General features: G+C 67.5%; 14 protein-coding genes and 3 pseudogenes. 9 read left to right on the forward strand and 8 right to left on the reverse strand.

Annotated elements, in window-relative coordinates; all coding sequences use genetic code 11:
• Positions 1–13: 13 nt before the first annotated feature.
• Positions 14–1,501, reverse strand: coding sequence for a tRNA (N6-isopentenyl adenosine(37)-C2)-methylthiotransferase MiaB (gene miaB / locus OHT21_RS11850; protein ID WP_328768230.1), 1,488 nt, complete (start codon positions 1,499–1,501; stop codon positions 14–16).
• A 138-nt stretch (positions 1,502–1,639) separates the two neighbouring features.
• On the opposite strand from miaB, the gene OHT21_RS11855 reads away from it, so the two are divergent.
• The gene (locus OHT21_RS11855; protein WP_328768231.1) at positions 1,640–2,635 is read left to right on the forward strand and encodes a TAXI family TRAP transporter solute-binding subunit; all 996 of its coding nucleotides are present in this window, start codon (positions 1,640–1,642) and stop codon (positions 2,633–2,635) included.
• 99 nt (positions 2,636–2,734) lie between these two features.
• On the opposite strand, the gene OHT21_RS11860 is transcribed toward OHT21_RS11855, so the two are convergent.
• Positions 2,735–4,168 (reverse strand): sensor histidine kinase, encoded by a 1,434-nt coding sequence (locus tag OHT21_RS11860; protein WP_328768232.1) that lies wholly within the window; start codon positions 4,166–4,168, stop codon positions 2,735–2,737.
• Positions 4,169–4,177: 9 nt separating this feature from the next.
• Complete coding sequence (locus tag OHT21_RS11865; protein ID WP_328768233.1) at positions 4,178–4,864, reverse strand: response regulator transcription factor; 687 nt, start codon at positions 4,862–4,864, stop codon at positions 4,178–4,180.
• A 282-nt stretch (positions 4,865–5,146) separates the two neighbouring features.
• Between OHT21_RS11865 and OHT21_RS11870 the strand changes: the two genes are divergently transcribed.
• The 7 genes from OHT21_RS11870 (at position 5,147) to OHT21_RS11900 (ending at position 11,076) form a co-directional block, all read left to right on the forward strand.
• Positions 5,147–5,923, forward strand: a complete 777-nt coding sequence (locus tag OHT21_RS11870; RefSeq protein WP_328768234.1) for an amino acid ABC transporter ATP-binding protein — start codon at positions 5,147–5,149, stop codon at positions 5,921–5,923.
• Between the two features lie 56 nt (positions 5,924–5,979).
• Positions 5,980–6,828 carry a glutamate ABC transporter substrate-binding protein gene (locus OHT21_RS11875; protein ID WP_328768235.1) on the forward strand — a complete coding sequence of 283 codons (849 nt, stop codon included), beginning with the start codon at positions 5,980–5,982 and terminating at the stop codon, positions 6,826–6,828.
• Positions 6,829–6,923: 95 nt separating this feature from the next.
• Positions 6,924–7,589, forward strand: coding sequence for an amino acid ABC transporter permease (locus OHT21_RS11880; protein ID WP_328768236.1), 666 nt, complete (start codon positions 6,924–6,926; stop codon positions 7,587–7,589).
• Positions 7,586–8,500: an amino acid ABC transporter permease gene (locus OHT21_RS11885; protein ID WP_328768237.1), complete on the forward strand. Its 915-nt coding sequence runs from the start codon at positions 7,586–7,588 to the stop codon at positions 8,498–8,500. The genes OHT21_RS11880 and OHT21_RS11885 overlap by 4 nt, the downstream gene beginning before the upstream one ends.
• 175 nt (positions 8,501–8,675) lie before the next feature.
• Positions 8,676–10,274, forward strand: a complete 1,599-nt coding sequence (locus OHT21_RS11890) for an FAD-dependent monooxygenase (RefSeq protein WP_328768238.1) — start codon at positions 8,676–8,678, stop codon at positions 10,272–10,274.
• Positions 10,275–10,379: 105 nt separating this feature from the next.
• The gene (locus OHT21_RS11895; RefSeq protein ID WP_328774051.1) at positions 10,380–10,451 is read left to right on the forward strand and encodes a putative leader peptide; all 72 of its coding nucleotides are present in this window, start codon (positions 10,380–10,382) and stop codon (positions 10,449–10,451) included.
• 79 nt (positions 10,452–10,530) lie between these two features.
• Positions 10,531–11,076 (forward strand): cysteine dioxygenase, encoded by a 546-nt coding sequence (locus OHT21_RS11900; protein ID WP_328768239.1) that lies wholly within the window; start codon positions 10,531–10,533, stop codon positions 11,074–11,076.
• Between the two features lie 17 nt (positions 11,077–11,093).
• Here OHT21_RS11900 and OHT21_RS11905 read toward each other — a convergent pair whose 3' ends face one another.
• Positions 11,094–12,323, reverse strand: a complete 1,230-nt coding sequence (locus OHT21_RS11905) for an IS110 family transposase (protein WP_328768240.1) — start codon at positions 12,321–12,323, stop codon at positions 11,094–11,096.
• 236 nt (positions 12,324–12,559) lie between these two features.
• Between OHT21_RS11905 and OHT21_RS11910 the strand changes: the two genes are divergently transcribed.
• Complete coding sequence (locus OHT21_RS11910) at positions 12,560–12,955, forward strand: rhodanese-like domain-containing protein (RefSeq protein ID WP_328768241.1); 396 nt, start codon at positions 12,560–12,562, stop codon at positions 12,953–12,955.
• A 49-nt stretch (positions 12,956–13,004) separates the two neighbouring features.
• On the opposite strand, the gene recX is transcribed toward OHT21_RS11910, so the two are convergent.
• The 4 genes and pseudogenes from recX to recA form a co-directional block, all read right to left on the reverse strand.
• The gene (gene recX / locus OHT21_RS11915; protein ID WP_328768242.1) at positions 13,005–13,871 is read right to left on the reverse strand and encodes a recombination regulator RecX; all 867 of its coding nucleotides are present in this window, start codon (positions 13,869–13,871) and stop codon (positions 13,005–13,007) included.
• Positions 13,872–13,874: 3 nt separating this feature from the next.
• Positions 13,875–14,405, reverse strand: a pseudogene (locus OHT21_RS11920) (recombinase RecA); the annotation flags it as partial.
• Positions 14,406–14,411: 6 nt separating this feature from the next.
• Positions 14,412–15,185: pseudogene (locus OHT21_RS44650) on the reverse strand (LAGLIDADG endonuclease); the annotation flags it as partial.
• 57 nt (positions 15,186–15,242) lie between these two features.
• Positions 15,243–16,091: pseudogene (gene recA / locus OHT21_RS11930) on the reverse strand (recombinase RecA); the annotation flags it as partial.
• Positions 16,092–16,223: the final 132 nt, after the last annotated feature.

Below are 16,223 nucleotides of genomic sequence, written 5' to 3' on the forward strand. Positions count from 1 at the left end.
CCGCCTGGGTCGATCAGTGGGCGGAGCAGCCGCCCGTCGGAGCCGGCAGCGGCGCCGGGACGCCCACGGCCGGCAGCCCGAGCATCACGCCCGCCGGCTTCGCGGTGTCGGTCGTGTTGCGCTTCTCCCAGGCATCGCCCGCGCGCGTGCGGCGGATGTCGAGGACGGCGTCCTCGGCGAGCAGGTGGTGAGGTGCGGCGTAGGTGATCTCCACGGTGACCACGTCGCCGGGGCGGACCTCGGCGTCGGGCTTGGTGAAGTGCACCAGACGGTTGTCGGGGGCGCGGCCGGAGAGACGGTGCGTGGCGCCGTCCTTGCGGCCCTCGCCCTCGGCGACCATCAGCTCCAGGGTGCGGCCGACCTGCTTCTTGTTCTCCTCCCAGGAGATCTCCTCCTGGAGGGCGACAAGACGCTCGTACCGCGCCTGTACGACCTTCTTGGGGATCTGGTTCTCCATGGTGGCCGCCGGGGTCCCGGGCCGCTTGGAGTACTGGAACGTAAACGCTTGCGCGAAGCGGGCCTCACGGACCACGTGCAGGGTCTGCTCGAAGTCCTCCTCGGTTTCTCCGGGGAAGCCCACGATGATGTCGGTGGTAATCGCGGCGTGCGGGATCGCGGCGCGTACCTTCTCGATGATCCCGAGGTACCGCTCCTGCCGGTACGAGCGGCGCATCGCCTTCAGGACGGGGTCGGAGCCGGACTGCAGCGGCATGTGGAGCTGCGGCATCACGTTCGGCGTCTCGGCCATCGCGGCGATCACGTCGTCGGTGAAGTCGCGCGGATGCGGCGAGGTGAAGCGGACGCGCTCCAGGCCCTCGATTTTCCCGCAGGCTCGCAGCAGCTTGCTGAAGGCTTCACGGTCGCCGATGTCGGAGCCGTAAGCGTTTACGTTCTGGCCGAGCAGCGTGATCTCGCTGACGCCTTCGCCGACCAGTGCCTCGATTTCGGCGAGGATGTCGCCGGTCCTGCGGTCCTTCTCCTTGCCGCGCAGCGCGGGGACGATGCAGAAGGTGCAGGTGTTGTTGCAGCCGACGGAGATGGAGACCCAAGCGGCGTACGCGCTCTCGCGGCGGGTCGGCAGCGTCGACGGGAACGCCTCGAGCGACTCGGCGATCTCGACCTGCGCCTCTTCCTGTACGCGGGCGCGCTCCAGGAGGACGGGCAGCTTGCCGATGTTGTGCGTGCCGAAGACGACGTCCACCCAGGGTGCCTTCTTCACGATGGTGTCGCGGTCCTTCTGCGCGAGACAGCCGCCGACGGCGATCTGCATCCCTGGCCGCTTCGACTTCATCGGCGCGAGGCGGCCGAGATTGCCGTACAGGCGGTTGTCGGCGTTCTCCCGCACGGCGCACGTGTTGAAGACGACGACATCCGCGTCCCCGTCCGCCCCATCGGGCGCACGTACGTAGCCGGCGTCCTCCAGCAGCCCGGAAAGCCGCTCGGAGTCGTGGACGTTCATCTGGCACCCGTAGGTGCGCACCTCGTAAGTCTTCGCGCTCATCTCGTACACCAGAGTACGGGGTCCCCACGCGCGCGTTGCCGGGTATTTCCGGGCCGTACGGCCCCCACGCGCGCGTAGCGGGCGCCCTGGACGTCCGGCCCTGGTCATCCCCATCGGTGAGCTGGCAGGATCGCGCGCATGTTCCAGGAACTCTCCCGCATCGGCAGACGTCGGGCCCTGCAGGGTTCGGCCGCCGCCTTCGTGACCTTCGGGCTGCTGTTGTGGTGGCTGCTGCCCCTGGGCGAGAGCTCGCCGGGCGGCACGATGGTCTTCAGCACGGGGACGCGCACCGGGGTCTACGAGCTGTACGGGAAGCTGCTGCGAAAAGAGCTCGCGAAGGACATGCCGGATCTGGACGTGCAGCTGCGGAACAGCGAGGGGTCGAAGGAGAACCTGGAGTGGGTGGCTACCGGGAAGGTCGACTACACGATCGCGCAGGCCGACGCGGTGGAGCAGTACAAGCTTGACGGCGAGCCGGGCGCAGACCTGCTGCGCGGCTGCGCGCGGCTGTACGACGACTACGTGCACGTCGTCGTCCCGCGCGCCTCCTCCGTCGACTCCATCGCGGAGCTGCGGGGCAAGAAAGTGGCCGTCGGACCGGCCGGTTCCGGGGTGCGGCTGATCGCGGAGCATGTGCTCAAGGCGGCCGGCCTCGACCCGAAGAAAGACATCGAGCCACTGCCCGACGGCATACGAACGATGCCGGAGCTGCTCCGGGAGGGCAAGATCGATGCCTTCTTCTGGTCCGGGGGGCTCCCGACGTCTGCCGTGGCCGACCTCTCGACCAGCCTCGACATCAGGCTGGTCGAGATTGGTGAAGAACTCGTCGAGAAGCTGCACCAGCAGCGCGGGGCGTCCGGCTACTACCGGGCCGCCGTCATGCCCGCAGACGCCTATCCCAAGGCCCAGGACTCCCCAGTGCAGACGATCGCGGTGACCAACCTGCTCGTGACACGCGTCGGCACCGATGCCGAGCTGACAGAGCGGCTGACCCAGACGGTGATCGACAGCCGCGACCGCATCGGCGGCAAGGTGCACGCGGCACAGCGGGTGGACCTCCGCACGGCGATCTACACCGACCCGCTGGATCTGCACGAGGGCGCGCGGCGCTACTACCGCTCGGTCAAGCCGTAGCAGACACCAGGCAGGCGCTGAAGGGGCCCGTACAAACGGTAGTGGTGGGGGGCAGCCCGAAGGGGCTGACGAAGCTCTCCGCAAGCCGTGGCGGCCCGCTCAGGCCGCAGGCCCCGAGCGCGGCACAATCACCGTCACCTTCAGACCGTGCGGCTCGTGGCGGTCGTACGCGATCGAGCCGCCGCCCGCCGCGAGCAACGTCCGGGAGATGGACAGCCCGAGACCCGACCCCTTGATGTTCTGGTGGCCGGCGCTGCGCCAGAAGCGATCGCCGATGCGGGCGAGTTCCTCGTCGCTGAGGCCCGGTCCGCGGTCGGTGACGACGATGGTCGAGACCTTGCCGTCGGAGGCCACCTCGACCTCGACGCACTCACCCTCGGGTGAGAACTTCAACGCGTTGTCGATCACCGCGTCCAGCGCGCTGGAGAGGGCGATGGGGTCGGCCCAGGCGGTCGTGGCGGGGCAGGCCCCGACGAGTCGCACGCCCTTGTCGTCGGCCACCGGCGACCAGGACGCCACGCGCTCGGCGGTCAGCTCGCCGATGTCGGTGAGCCGCAGGTCCGCCTCGCTGTGCTCAGCGAGGGCGAGGTCGAGGAGATCGTCCAGGACCTGGGCGAGGCGCTTGCCCTCGGTGCGGACAGAGGCGATCTCCTCGTTGCCCTCGGGGAGTTCCAGGGCGAGCAGTTCGATGCGCAGCAGCAGAGCGGACAGGGGGTTGCGCAGCTGGTGCGAGGCGTCGGCGACGAAGGCGCGCTGCTGTTCCAGTACGTCCTCGACGTTGTCGGCCATCTCGTTGAACGACCGGGCCAGGCGCCTGAGTTCCGGCGGACCGCCGGCGGCCGCGACCCGGGACTTCAGGCGCCCGGTCGCGATGTCGTGGGTGGTGGCGTCGAGGACGCGTACGGGCCTCAGCACCCAGCCGGTCAGGCGCAGCGCGGCGCCGAGCGCGAGGAGCATCGCGGCGGCCTCGCCCGCGCCGATGATCAGCCAGCCGTACAGGATTCTTGAGCGCATCTGCCCGGTGGGCGAGTCGGTGACCACGACCGCCACCACGTCGCCGTCCCGGATGACAGGAGACGCGACGACGAGACGGTTGCGTTGCCACGGCCAGACCTGCGCGGGCTCGTGGCTGCGGCGGCTCGCGAGCGCCTCGTTGAACGAGTCGAGGACCTCACCCTCCTCCGGGTCGAGGACCTCACCCACCTCCGGGAGGTTCCAGTTCGTGGGTGCGTGGGCCATCGGTCCTCGGCCGCGATAGAAGACGCCGGCCTTGATGCCGTACACCTTGTGGTACTTGACGAGTTCCTTCTGCAGGGTCTTACCGCGCTCGCCCGGGGGGGCGAGCGGTGAGCCGTTCGGGCTGTCGATGTCGACGAACTGTGCGAGCGACGCGAAGTGTGCCGTGTCGTCGATCCTGTCGACGACCACCCTCTGCTGCTGGGCCGCCGCCAGGCTCACGGCGAGCGGGATACCGAGGGCGAGCAGGACGGCCGCCATCAGGATGATGAGCAGCGGAAGGAGACGTGAGCGCACCTGAACCCGCTACGCCGCGGGCGCGACGAGCCGATAGCCGACGCCGCGCACGGTCTCGATCAAGGCGGGCATGCGCAGCTTGGAGCGCAGGGAGGCAACATGCACCTCCAGGGTGCGGCCGGTCCCTTCCCAACTGGTGCGCCACACCTCACTGATGATCTGCTCCCGCCGGAACACCACTCCGGGGCGCTGGGCGAGAAGCGCGAGAAGGTCGAACTCCTTGCGGGTCAGTTGGACAACCGAACCGTCCACGCTGACCTGGCGAGTGGGCAGTTCGATACGTACGGGACCCAAGTGCAGAGAGGTCTCTACAGGGGCAGCCGTTTCCTCGGGGACGGTGCGCCGGCTGACGGCGTGGATACGAGCCAGCAGTTCACCGGTGTCATAGGGCTTCACTACGTAGTCATCGGCGCCTAGGTTGAGTCCGTGGATCCGAGAACGTACATCGGAGCGCGCGGTCACCATGATGACCGGAATACTGGTGCGCTTACGGATCTTCCCGCAAACCTCGTAGCCGTCCTGGTCGGGCAACCCCAGGTCGAGCAGAACCACTCCGAAACCCGCGCCCTCGGGCACGAGCGCCTGGAGCGCCTCCTCCCCGCTGCGGGCGTGTGTGACGTCGAAGCCATGGCGCGCGAGTACCGCGGACAGAGCGGCGGCGACATGGTTGTCGTCCTCGACGAGGAGCAGTCGCATTCCGGCCCCCTTCGGTTCATCGGCCATACAGTCTCGGCGCGTAGACATGGGCACGCACGCGTGCACCCAGGCAGTCACGCCGATGCACAAGTACGGCGTCAAGAGGGTTCGAGTCGCGGCGGGCTTCCGTTACCCAGCCGGTACGCACCGGAGGCGACCGTTCACGAAAAGTGTCCGGTTGCTGCCAGATCGTTATGCTCAATTTCCCCTCAGATGTAATGACGCTGGTCGTAAGGCGTTACTACTGTCCTCCGCAACCGAGGAGGACGGAGCAAGAGGCCGATGACCGAAGTATCGGTGACCAAGGACGCCGTACCCACGGCCGACGATCTGGTCGTGCTGAAGAACGTCAACAAGCACTTCGGCGCGTTGCACGTGCTCCAGGACATCGACCTGACCATCGCCCGTGGCGAGGTCGTCGTGGTCATCGGACCCTCCGGGTCCGGAAAGTCCACCCTGTGCCGCGCCATCAACCGCCTGGAGACCATCGAGTCGGGAACCATCTCGATCGACGGAAAGCCGCTGCCCGAGGAGGGCAGGGAACTCGCCCGGCTGCGCGCCGACGTCGGCATGGTCTTCCAGTCGTTCAACCTGTTCGCACACAAGACCGTGCTCGAGAACGTGACGCTGGGCCAGCTCAAGGTCCGCAAGGCGGACAAGAAGGCTGCGGAGGAGAAGGCACGGGCACTGCTCGACCGGGTCGGTGTCACCGCCCAGGCGGACAAGTACCCCGCACAGCTCTCGGGCGGTCAGCAGCAGCGTGTAGCGATCGCTCGGGCGCTGGCGATGGACCCCAAGGTCATGCTCTTCGACGAGCCGACCTCGGCTCTCGACCCGGAGATGATCAACGAGGTCCTGGAGGTCATGCAGCAGCTCGCACGCGACGGCATGACCATGATCGTCGTCACGCACGAGATGGGCTTCGCTCGTTCGGCTGCCAACCGTGTCGTCTTCATGGCGGACGGCCGAATCGTCGAGGAGGCTGTGCCGGACCAGTTCTTCAGCAACCCGCGCAGTGACCGCGCCAAGGACTTCCTGTCGAAGATCCTGCACCACTGACGACCTGCGCCACCAGCAACAACGGCATTCTCTTTACCACTCAAAGGATGTTCACCATGAAGCTTCGCAAGGTCACCGCCGCGGCGGCCACTGCGCTCGTCCTCTCCCTTACCGCGACGGCCTGTGGTGGAGACGGCGATAGTGACAGTGCTGACACCGGGTCTGGGTCCGGGGGCGGCGACAAGATCACGATCGGTGTCAAGATCGACCAGCCGGGCATCGGCCAGAAGACCGCGGACGGCACGTACGAGGGCTTCGACATCGACGTGGCGACATACGTCGCCAAGGAACTCGGCTACGAGGCCGGCGATATCGAGTGGAAGGAAGCGAAGAGCGCCGACCGGGAAACCATGCTCGATCGCGGTGACGTCGACTTCATCGCCGCCTCGTACTCGATCACCGACGAGCGCGACCAGAAGGTGGACTTTGCCGGTCCCTACCTGCTCGCGCACCAGGACCTGCTCATCCGGGCCGATGACAACATCACCAAGGGCGAGGACCTGAACGGCAAGAAGCTCTGCTCCGTCACAGGGTCCACCTCGGCGCAGAACGTCAAGGATGAGATCGCTCCCCAGGCTCAGCTGCAAGAGTACGGCGGCTACTCGGAGTGCCTGACCGGCCTGGAGAACAAGGTCGTCGATGCACTGACCACCGACGACTCGATCCTCGCCGGTTACGCCGCACAGGAGCAGTTCAAGGGCAAGTTCAAGCTGGCCGGCCTGAAGCTGAGCAACGAGAACTACGGCATCGGCGTCAAGGAGGGCAGCGACCTCAAGGCCAAGATCAACACGGCGCTGGAGAAGATGGTCGAGGACGGCTCCTGGGAGGAGTCCGTCAAGAAGAACTTCGGCCCGGCCAACTACAAGTACGAGCCGGCCCCCAAGATCGGCCAGATCGTCGAGTGACTCCGCTGACGCAATGTCAGCAAGCAGCATAGGCGCGCCGCCGCCCACCGCAGCGGCGCGCCGTCTCGTCCAGACACGCGGAAGCGCGGGAAATCGTGTTCGACTTTCTTGAAGGCTACGACCTGCTGGGGGCGTTCTGGGTAACGGTGCAACTCACCGTCTACTCCGCCATTGGCTCACTGATCTGGGGAACACTGCTGGCCGCCATGCGGGTCAGCCCCGTGCCTCTCATGCGTGGCTTCGGCACGGCGTACGTGAACGTTGTGCGGAACATCCCCCTTACTGTCATCATCATCTTCACCTCGCTGGGCCTGTACCAGACGCTGAGCATCACACTCGGCGCGGAGGACATCACGACGATCAACTTCCGGCTCGCGGTGCTCGGGCTGATCGCCTACACCTCCGCCTTCGTCTGCGAGGCGGTGCGCTCCGGTATCAACACTGTGCCCGTCGGCCAGGCCGAGGCAGCTCGTGCCATCGGGCTTAGTTTCACCCAGGTCCTCGGGCTCATCGTGCTGCCGCAGGCCTTCCGTTCGGTGGTCGGGCCGCTGGCCAACGTTCTGATCGCCCTGACCAAGAACACGACTGTGGCGGCAGCGATCGGGGTGGCGGAGGCGGCCTACCTGATGAAGGAAATGATCGAGAATGAGGCTGAGCTCCTGCTGATCTCCGCCGTCTTCGCGTTCGGATTCGTCTGCCTCACCCTCCCGACGGGCCTGATCCTCGGCTGGGTGAGCAAGAAGGTGGCGGTGAAGCGATGACCTCCATTCTCTATGACGCCCCTGGCCCCCGCGCCAAGCGCCGGAATGTCCTGCTCACCGTGGTCTCTTTGGCCGCTTTCGCGGCCGTACTGTGGTGGGTCTATCTGACGCTGGATGAGCGGAACCAACTCGACTGGGACAAGTGGAGCCCGTTCTTCACCGACTCCCGTGCCTGGACGACGTACATTCTGCCGGGACTCGAGAACACACTTATCGCCGCGTCCCTCGCCATGGTCATCGCGCTTCCGCTCGGTGCACTCTTCGGCATCTCCCGGCTCTCGGACCACTTGTGGGTCCGTTTGCCCTCCGGCGTCGTCGTGGAGTTCTTCCGCGCCATTCCGGTTCTGATCCTCATGCTGTTCGCCAACGAGCTCTACACACAGTTCGAAGGCATCAGCTCGGACAACCGGCCTCTTTATGCCGTGGTCACGGGCCTCGTCCTCTACAACGCCTCGGTGCTCGCCGAGGTCGTACGGGCGGGAATCCTGTCCCTCCCGAAGGGGCAGGGGGAAGCGGCCTTGGCCATCGGAATGCGCAAGGGCCAGGTCATGCGGAGCGTACTTCTGCCGCAGTCGGTCACCGCGATGCTTCCAGCCATCGTCAGTCAGCTCGTGGTCATCGTGAAGGACACCGCTCTGGGCGGCGCGCTGCTCAACTTCTCCGAACTGCTCGCGTCCGTCCGCCCGATGAGCTCCTTCTACGGGGCGAACACCATCGCATCCTTCACCATCGTCGCGCTGATCTTCGTTGCTCTGAACTTCGCGCTCACCACTTTCGCAAGCTGGCTGGAGCGCAGGCTTCGCCGCAGCAAGAAGAGCACGGGTGCGGTCCTCGGGGCCGACAACGTGGACGACATCAACGCCGGCGAGGTGGGGGGCACGACGGCGACCGGTGCTGGCGGCGGCATCTGATGGGGAGTCAAACGGCGTGACCCGTACGGAGGCAGTGGCATGATCGCCACTGCCTCCGTCACTTGACGCAAGCACCACCAATAGGTTGCATACGTTCTGTGATCGTGCACCCTGCTCCAGCTGCAAGTCCCGACAGGACACTCAGGACACCACTCCGGGCAGGGGGAGCCACGCCGTGGACCCGGTGATCATCGTCGGAGCGGGGCCTGTCGGACTCACGCTCGCCCTGGCGCTGGCGCGGCAGGAGGTCCCGTCGGTCGTCCTGGACGAGGGCCCCGGCAAGGACGAACAGCGGTCCGCACGAACCGTCGTACTGCGCGAGGACACCGCCGCGCTCATGGTGCGGCTCGCGGGATTCCCGGTCTCCGAGGCCGGTTTCCGCTGGGCCGGATGGCGGTCGATGCGGCGCAAGCAGGTGATGCAGCAGATCACGTTCGGCGATGACGAGCCCGCGCCGCTGCACATCGCCCAGCACGTGCTGACGGCCGCCCTGCGGGACGCGATCGCGGGCGAGCGCCTGATCAAGGTTGCCGTGGAGAACCGCCTCGACTCGATAGAGCAGGAGAAGGCGGGAGTAACGGCGCACACGCGCGGCCCCAAGGGCACGTGGTGGCGCGGCAGTTACCTGATCGGCTGCGACGGTCCGCGCTCGACCGTGCGCAAGCTCCAGGACGTCCGCTTCGCGGGACGTACAGCCGTGGAGCGGCACGCCGTCGCGGCGCTGCGTACGGAACTTCCGTGGCCGGGTGAGGCGTTGTTGCATCGGATGCCGCCATGGCGGATGTCCGGGCATTCGGCCGGGGAGGTCACCGGGCGTCCTCTCGCCGACGGCGTGTGGCGGCTGGACTGGCTGCTGCCGCCAGGGAAGGACCTGGTCACCCCCGACCTGCTGGTGGCACACGTCCGCGAGACCCTCGCAGGCTGGAGCGGGGGCTCCACACCTCCGTACGAACTGCTCGACACCGGAGTCCACACCGTCCACCACCGCCTGGCCCGCCGGTGGCGCGTCGGCCGGGTCTTCCTCGCCGGAGACGCCGCGCATCTGCTGGGCGCACTCGGCGCCCAGGGGCTCGACGAGGGCCTGCGGGACGCCGACAACCTCGCATGGAAGCTGGCCCTCGCCTGGCACCACGGTCCGCACGAGGCGCTGCTGGACAGCTACCAGGTGGAACGGCGCGCAATCGTCGCCGCCCGGCTGCGCGCGGCCGACCAGTCGCTGCCGCTGCTGCGCGCCGGCGGAGGCCTGCGCTCCGTCGTGCCCGGCTCGGCGCGCGGCCACGATGCGCTGCTCACGGACGGTCACCTTGGGCGCGGCCCGCTGGGCACGCCGGGGGCGTACACCGATTCGCCGCTCACGCCTCGACGCGCCGAGTCGGCGGCCGAGGTCGCCACGGAGGTTGGTGCTCCGGTCGTCGATGTACGGGTGACGGCGGAGGACGGTTCGTTTGTGCAACTGCGGGATCGGCTGGGCCGTGGCGCGCTCCTCGTGCTGCTGATCGCGCCCGGTACGGGTGTGTGGGAACGCAAGCACTGGATGACGGCCGGGATCATGCCGCGGCTCGCAGCTGCCGTGACCGCACTGCCTCACCCCGCCGAACTGCTCGTCGCCGAGGCCTATCCGGGCGCCGCCGCGCACACCGTGCTGCTGATCCGCCCCGACGGACACCTGGTCACAGCGCTTAGCGGCGTGCGCCCGGCCGATCTGTACCAGGCCGCCGAGGCGACGCTGGGCAGATCACTGTCCACGACCGAGGCCACGGCGGGAACGAGCTGAGCCACCCTGTCCGCACGGTGCCACCGGACCGCCTGTACATACGGCGACCCCGAGTTGACCGGCCCGCACCGCCATGGTGTACTCCGGATCGTGACCGACACCTGTGTGCACCTGTGGCGGAGGGTCCATATGGACCTCGTCCGCTATGCGGGCTGCGTGTGTCACTCGTCCTGCTGAATTCGCATCTCTCTCACCCGCGCGCGCCACCCACTGTTCGGCCCGCGCCCCCGCGCGAACACTCATCAGGACGGTACCCGTGTCTGTGTCACCCTCTGTCTCCGCTCCCGCTGACACCACGCCCACACGCTCCACCCCCACCCAGGCCGACTTGCTCGACTTCGTCCGGCGTACGGCCGCCGACACAGAGCTGATCGCCTCACTCCCGCTCGACATCGAGGGCCGTACCTGGGTACGTCTGGAAGGCCCCGGTGGCAGCGAGGCCTGGCTCATCGGATGGCCACCCGGCACCGGCACCGGCTGGCACGACCACGCCGAGTCGGTCGGGGCCTTCCTCACGGCGTCGGGCGAACTCAAGGAGAACTCGCTCACGGCCAGGCTTCCCACCGACGGCTGGAAGACCCTGGAACTCACCGAGGGAATCGACCAGGAACGACGACTGCCGGCCGGCAAGGGACGCGCCTTCGGCCGTAACCACGTGCACGAGGTACTCAACGAGTCCCCCGAAGAGCACGCGATCTCCGTCCACGCGTACTACCCGCCGCTGCCCCGGATCCGCCGCTACAGCCGTACCGGCCAGATCATGCGTCTTGAGCAGGTCGAACGCCCGGAGGACTGGCAGTGAGTTCCCTGAGTCAACCCCTATGCCGCCACGGAGGTGTCGGCTGTGGTGTTGATCTTTCCGTTGGCTTGGTGGATGGCGGGGTCGTAGCAGGTTCCGTCGCGCCAGCAGGCCCACATCACGCGCAGCCAGGCGCGGGCGAGGATGCGGGTGGCGTGGGGATGTCGCTTCTTGCGGGCCCGGGCGTCGCGGTAGATCTTCGCGGCCCAGTCGCTGCTGTGCCGGCTGTTGTCGGCGAAGGTGGTGATGGCCTGGCGGGCTCTCTGGTTGGTCGCGAACCGGAAGGTCACCGAGTGGGACTTCCCGGATGCCCGGGTGACGGGAACGACGCCGACTTCGGCGATGAACTGCTCGCTCGTCTGCGCGCGTTCGAGGATCGGGCCGAGTTCGCCGATCACCTGCCCGAGGTTGACCTTGCCGATGCGCGGCATCGAGGCGAACAGCGGCGCGTAAGGGTGCGTCTTGACCGCCGTGGCGATCGCGGTGTCCAGCTCACGGATGGTCGCGCGGACCGCCTTCACCAGCTGGACCTGGACGCGAACCAGCTGAGCGATGATGCTCTCGCCGAGCCGGGACGCGGCCTGCGGAGCGGACCTCAGCCGCTCGATGAGCACGCTGCCGGGCCGTTTTCCGGAGTAGCCGCGCCGCTTGCACCATGCTTCGAGGCGTCCGGCCGTGAGCTTGGCGGCGGAGGCCGGGGTGGGGTAACGGTCGAGGAAGGCCAGGGCGATGTCGCTGTCCAGGTCGCAGAAGACCGCCTTTCCGCCTGGCCAGTGCGCATCCAGCAGCGCGACCAGCTGGTTGACGGCGGCGACGCGGGCCTCGATGTGGTCGGCCCGCTGCCGGGTGAGTGCCTGGAGGTCCAGAGTGGCCTGGTCGGTGGGCTCCAGCCGGGGCAGCAGGTGGCCGTCGGTGCGCAGGTAGTCGGCGAGCTTGTGGCTGTCACCGGCGTCGGTCTTCGCTTTCGACGCTCCCCAGCGTGGCCGCATCGCGTGGAACGCGTTCGGGTGCACGGGGACCACGGGGTGGCCCGCGGCCAGCAGCCGGTCCACCACCAGGCCGCGCGAGGTCTCGATGAGCACGGGCAGATCCGCCGGCGTGCCGTGACGGCGCAGCCGGGCCAGAGTCTTGGTGATTCCTTCCTCGGTGTGTGCCAGTTCCCAACGGTCCACACGGGCAGCGGTGTTGTCCATGACGGTCACGTCATGAGTCTCGGTCGCCCAGTCCCATCCGATGTACACGAAGTACACGAAAGAAGTACTCCTGAGTTGTGCGCGGAGCACCTGCCCGGTGGCGAGGACGTCTGCCGGGAGCTCATTAATCGGCCCTCGACGGGGCGTGTCCCTGATGCCGATCAGACGGCCTCGGCCCGGCGGGGCTGGCGTCACTCACTGTGGCTATCGCGTAGCGCGCACCCACGGCCATGCACCCACCGGGACCGAGAGGTCACAACCCTATCCAGGGCTGCACAAGAAAGGGTCCTCTAATGAGCGCTGAACGGCCCATGGGAATCGACGAGTTGCTCGAGCGCGTCCGCTCAGACCTCGACCGCGTCGAGGCTGCGGACGCCCACGATGCCGCGCAGGCCGGCGAGGCCCTACTGGTCGACATTCGTTACGCTGCTCTGCGCGACCGCGACGGCCTGATTCCCTGCGCCCTCGTCGTCGAGCGCAACGAACTCGAGTGGCGACTCGACCCCCAGGGCAGCCATCGCGCCCCCAAGGCCACAGGCCACGATCTACGAGTCGTGGTCATCTGCAACGAGGGCTACGCGTCGAGCCTCGCTGCCGCGTCACTGCGGCAGTTGGGGCTGCGACGGGCTACGGATCTGGTGGGAGGCTTCCAGGCGTGGCGGGCGGCTGGGCTTCCGGTGACGTCTTAGACAGCCTGCCTCCGTGACGCCCTGGAAGTCCCTGCCTCTAGCCCCGCATTCAGAACCCCTCGTCTCCCAACCCCTCCGTGTCCTCCCCCTCTTCCTCCAGCGCCTGCCGGACCACTCTGAGAGCCATGCCCTCGGAGTAGCCCTTGCGGGCGAGCATGCCCGCAAGGCGCCGTAGCCGTTTGTCGCGGTCGAGGCCTCGGGTGGAGCGCAGCTTGCGGGCCACGAGCTCCCGCGCCGTTGCCTCCTCCTGCTCGGAGTCGAGCTGTCCGACGGCCTCGTCGATCAGCGTCGAGTCCACGCCCTTGGTCCGCAGCTCCTGCGCCAGCGCTCGCCGGGCCAGGCCCCGGCCGTGGTGACGGGACTCCACCCAGGCGTCCGCGAAGGCGCTGTCGTTGATCAGGCCAACCTCTTCGAAGCGGGACAGCACCTCGTCCGCCACGTCGTCCGGGATCTCGCGCTTGCGCAGCGCGTCCGCGAGTTGCTTTCGCGTGCGGGGGGTCCCGGTGAGCAGGCGCAGGCAGATGGCCCGCGCCCGCTCAACCGGGTCCCCTGAAGGCTCCCCCGCCTCGGCCCTCGACGAGGAAGGGGGGCTTCCGTTCTTCAGGCCGCCGGACGACTCCCCGAAGCCGCGCCTCCGGCGGCCACGAGACCGTCCATCACGGCCACCGCCCCGACTTACGCCGCTACTTGGCGCACCGTCATCGCGAGGCGAACCGTCACCACGGCGCGGGCCACGCCGGCCGTCACCGTCCGGATCACTGCCGTACGCCCCCTCGGCGCTCGCGCCAGTGCCGTCCAGCCCGTCACCGCCCATTGCCCTGTCTCCGCCTCCGACGGAGCCGACGTCACCTCGGTGGCTCTGCCCTTCCGGGCCACCGGGATAGACGTACTCAGCCCAGTCGGTTCGTCGCGTCACGGATCAGCTCTTGGGCGCCGCGGCCTTGGACTTGGTGGCCTTGGCCGCCGGAGCAGGCGCCGTCTTCGCAGCCTCGTTCGGGACGGCCGAGACCGCCGCGTCCGCACCCGGCTCGACGGTCGGCTCCACCGGCTTCACACCGACGCCCAGCTTCTCCTTGATCTTCTTCTCGATCTCGTTGGCGAGGTCGGGGTTGTCCTTCAGGAAGTTGCGAGCATTCTCCTTGCCCTGTCCGAGCTGGTCGCCCTCGTACGTGTACCAGGCGCCGGCCTTGCGGACGAAGCCGTGCTCCACACCCATGTCGATCAGGCCGCCCTCGCGGCTGATGCCCTGCCCGTAGAGGATGTCGAACTCGGCCTGCTTGAAGGGGGGCGCGACCTTGTTCTTGACGACCTTGACGCGCGTGCGGTTGCCTACCGCGTCCGTGCCGTCCTTCAGGGTCTCGATGCGGCGGATGTCCATGCGCACCGAGGCGTAGAACTTCAGGGCCCGGCCACCGGTCGTGGTCTCCGGGCTGTTGTGCACCATGACGCCGTCCACGAAGTAGTTGTGCGTGCCCTCGACTTCGATGTCGAACTTCTTCATGGAACGCGTCGGCGGCTTGACGTGGATGTCAAGGATCCTCGAGGCCACCAGGCGCTGTGTCTCCTCGACGAACTCCGGCTCGACACCGAACCGCCCACGGAAGCGCGGAAGGAGCTTGTACTGCATGGAGGGGTGCACGAAGGGAGCCACCATCTCCTGGAAGCGCGCCGATGAGTCGGTGCTGAAGTGCAGTACGGCCATCTGTCGCTCACCTGCGAGGCGGAGTCGCACGTCCAGGCCATGCGTGTCTCGCAGGTAGTCGACGATGCGTTCCCGTGAGCCTTCACTCATGGCTTCGACGCAGATCTCGATCCGGCCCGAGCCGCCTTCCGTACGCTCCTGAAGCCCCTGGGAGCGCACCGTGAAGCAACCGTCGTCCATGTACCAGACGGCGAGGGCCAGCGGGGTCAGCGCCTTGAGGTGCTCCCAGGTGATGTGCTTCTTGTCTCCGCCGAGGTAGACGACTTCCCTCAGCTCGTCCAGCTCCGGAAGCGGAGTGAAGTCCGCGAAGACCGCACCCTTCTCGTTCTGTGTCCGAGAGCATCCGATGTTCCCGAGCAACGAGACCTTCCAGTCCAGGTACTCGGCCTGCTTGGCACCGTGCCCCATACGGAAACGAACTCCGGTGCGGCCCTTCCTGTTCGGGGAAAGGCTGCCGTCGCCCATCAGTGCCCCGAGGACGACCTGCTCCTGCTGCCCGCTCAGCGCCTTCTTCTCACTGATGAGCACGCGGTCTCCGGCGATCAGTTCACCCGCCTCACGCCAGCCTCCTGGTGTGCGGATCAAGTGGTTCTCCGTCGCGGCGAACTGCGCCTTGCCGTTCTTTCCAGACTTGGCCACGGTGAACTGAAGGAACCGCTCGGCGTTCCCGTTGTCGAACCAGTTGGTGATGCGTCGAGGGACGATCTTGTCGGTGTCCGGGTCGTAGGAGAGGACCTCAACATCCATCCGCTGGTTGACGATCTTGCCGATCTTCTCCTGCGTACCGTCGGCGAGGGTGACCCGAGTCGAGTAGTTGAAGCACCCGAACATCACGCCGATCTTCTCGCGCAGCTGGTTGATGAAGATCGCGGTGGTCTTGGACTGGTTGAGTGCGCTGGTGATCTTCCGGAGGGCCTGGCTCATCAGGCGGGCCTGCAGACCCACGTGCGAGTCGCCCATCTCGCCCTCGATCTCCGCGCGTGGCACGAGGGCGGCGACGGAGTCGATGACGATGAGGTCGAGGGCGCCGGAGCGGACGAGCATGTCCACGATTTCCAGGGCCTGCTCGCCGTTGTCCGGCTGGGACAGGATCAGGTTGTCGATGTCGACGCCGAGCTTCTTCGCGTACTCGGGGTCGAGGGCGTGCTCCGCGTCCACGAAGGCCACCTGGCCGCCGGCCTTCTGCGCGTTCGCCACCGCGTGCAGGGTCAGGGTCGTCTTGCCGGAGGACTCCGGTCCGTACACCTCCACCACTCGGCCGCGCGGGATGCCGCCGACGCCGAGCGCTACGTCGAGTGCGGTCGACCCGGTGGGGATGACCTCGATGGGCTCGTTCGGCCGCTCGCCCATGCGCATGACTGCGCCTTTGCCGAACTGCCGTTCAATCTGTGCGAGTGCGGCTTCGAGGGCCTTCTCGCGGTCGGTTCCTGCCATGGGTTCCACCCGATTTGCTTGAGTCGATCGCTTCACGTCAAAGACGCTAACGCCTACCACTGACAATGCGCCCCGACGCCCGTCCTGCCTGTGGATAACTCGGGCACTTCCCCGCGAAATCGCCGTCGAGAG

It is taken from the genome of Streptomyces sp. NBC_00286, from assembly GCF_036173125.1.
Taxonomy (GTDB): Bacteria; Actinomycetota; Actinomycetes; order Streptomycetales; family Streptomycetaceae; genus Streptomyces.

Bases quoted from the DNA above. Each gene is read 5' to 3' on its own strand.
- miaB (WP_328768230.1), bottom strand. From the start codon at position 1,501: ATGAGCGCGAAGACTTACGAGGTGCGCACCTACGGGTGCCAGATGAAC.
- OHT21_RS11855 (WP_328768231.1), top strand. From the start codon at position 1,640: ATGTTCCAGGAACTCTCCCGCATCGGCAGACGTCGGGCCCTGCAGGGT.
- OHT21_RS11865 (WP_328768233.1), bottom strand. From the start codon at position 4,864: ATGCGACTGCTCCTCGTCGAGGACGACAACCATGTCGCCGCCGCTCTG.
- OHT21_RS11870 (WP_328768234.1), top strand. From the start codon at position 5,147: ATGACCGAAGTATCGGTGACCAAGGACGCCGTACCCACGGCCGACGAT.
- OHT21_RS11875 (WP_328768235.1), top strand. From the start codon at position 5,980: ATGAAGCTTCGCAAGGTCACCGCCGCGGCGGCCACTGCGCTCGTCCTC.
- OHT21_RS11885 (WP_328768237.1), top strand. From the start codon at position 7,586: ATGACCTCCATTCTCTATGACGCCCCTGGCCCCCGCGCCAAGCGCCGG.
- OHT21_RS11910 (WP_328768241.1), top strand. From the start codon at position 12,560: ATGAGCGCTGAACGGCCCATGGGAATCGACGAGTTGCTCGAGCGCGTC.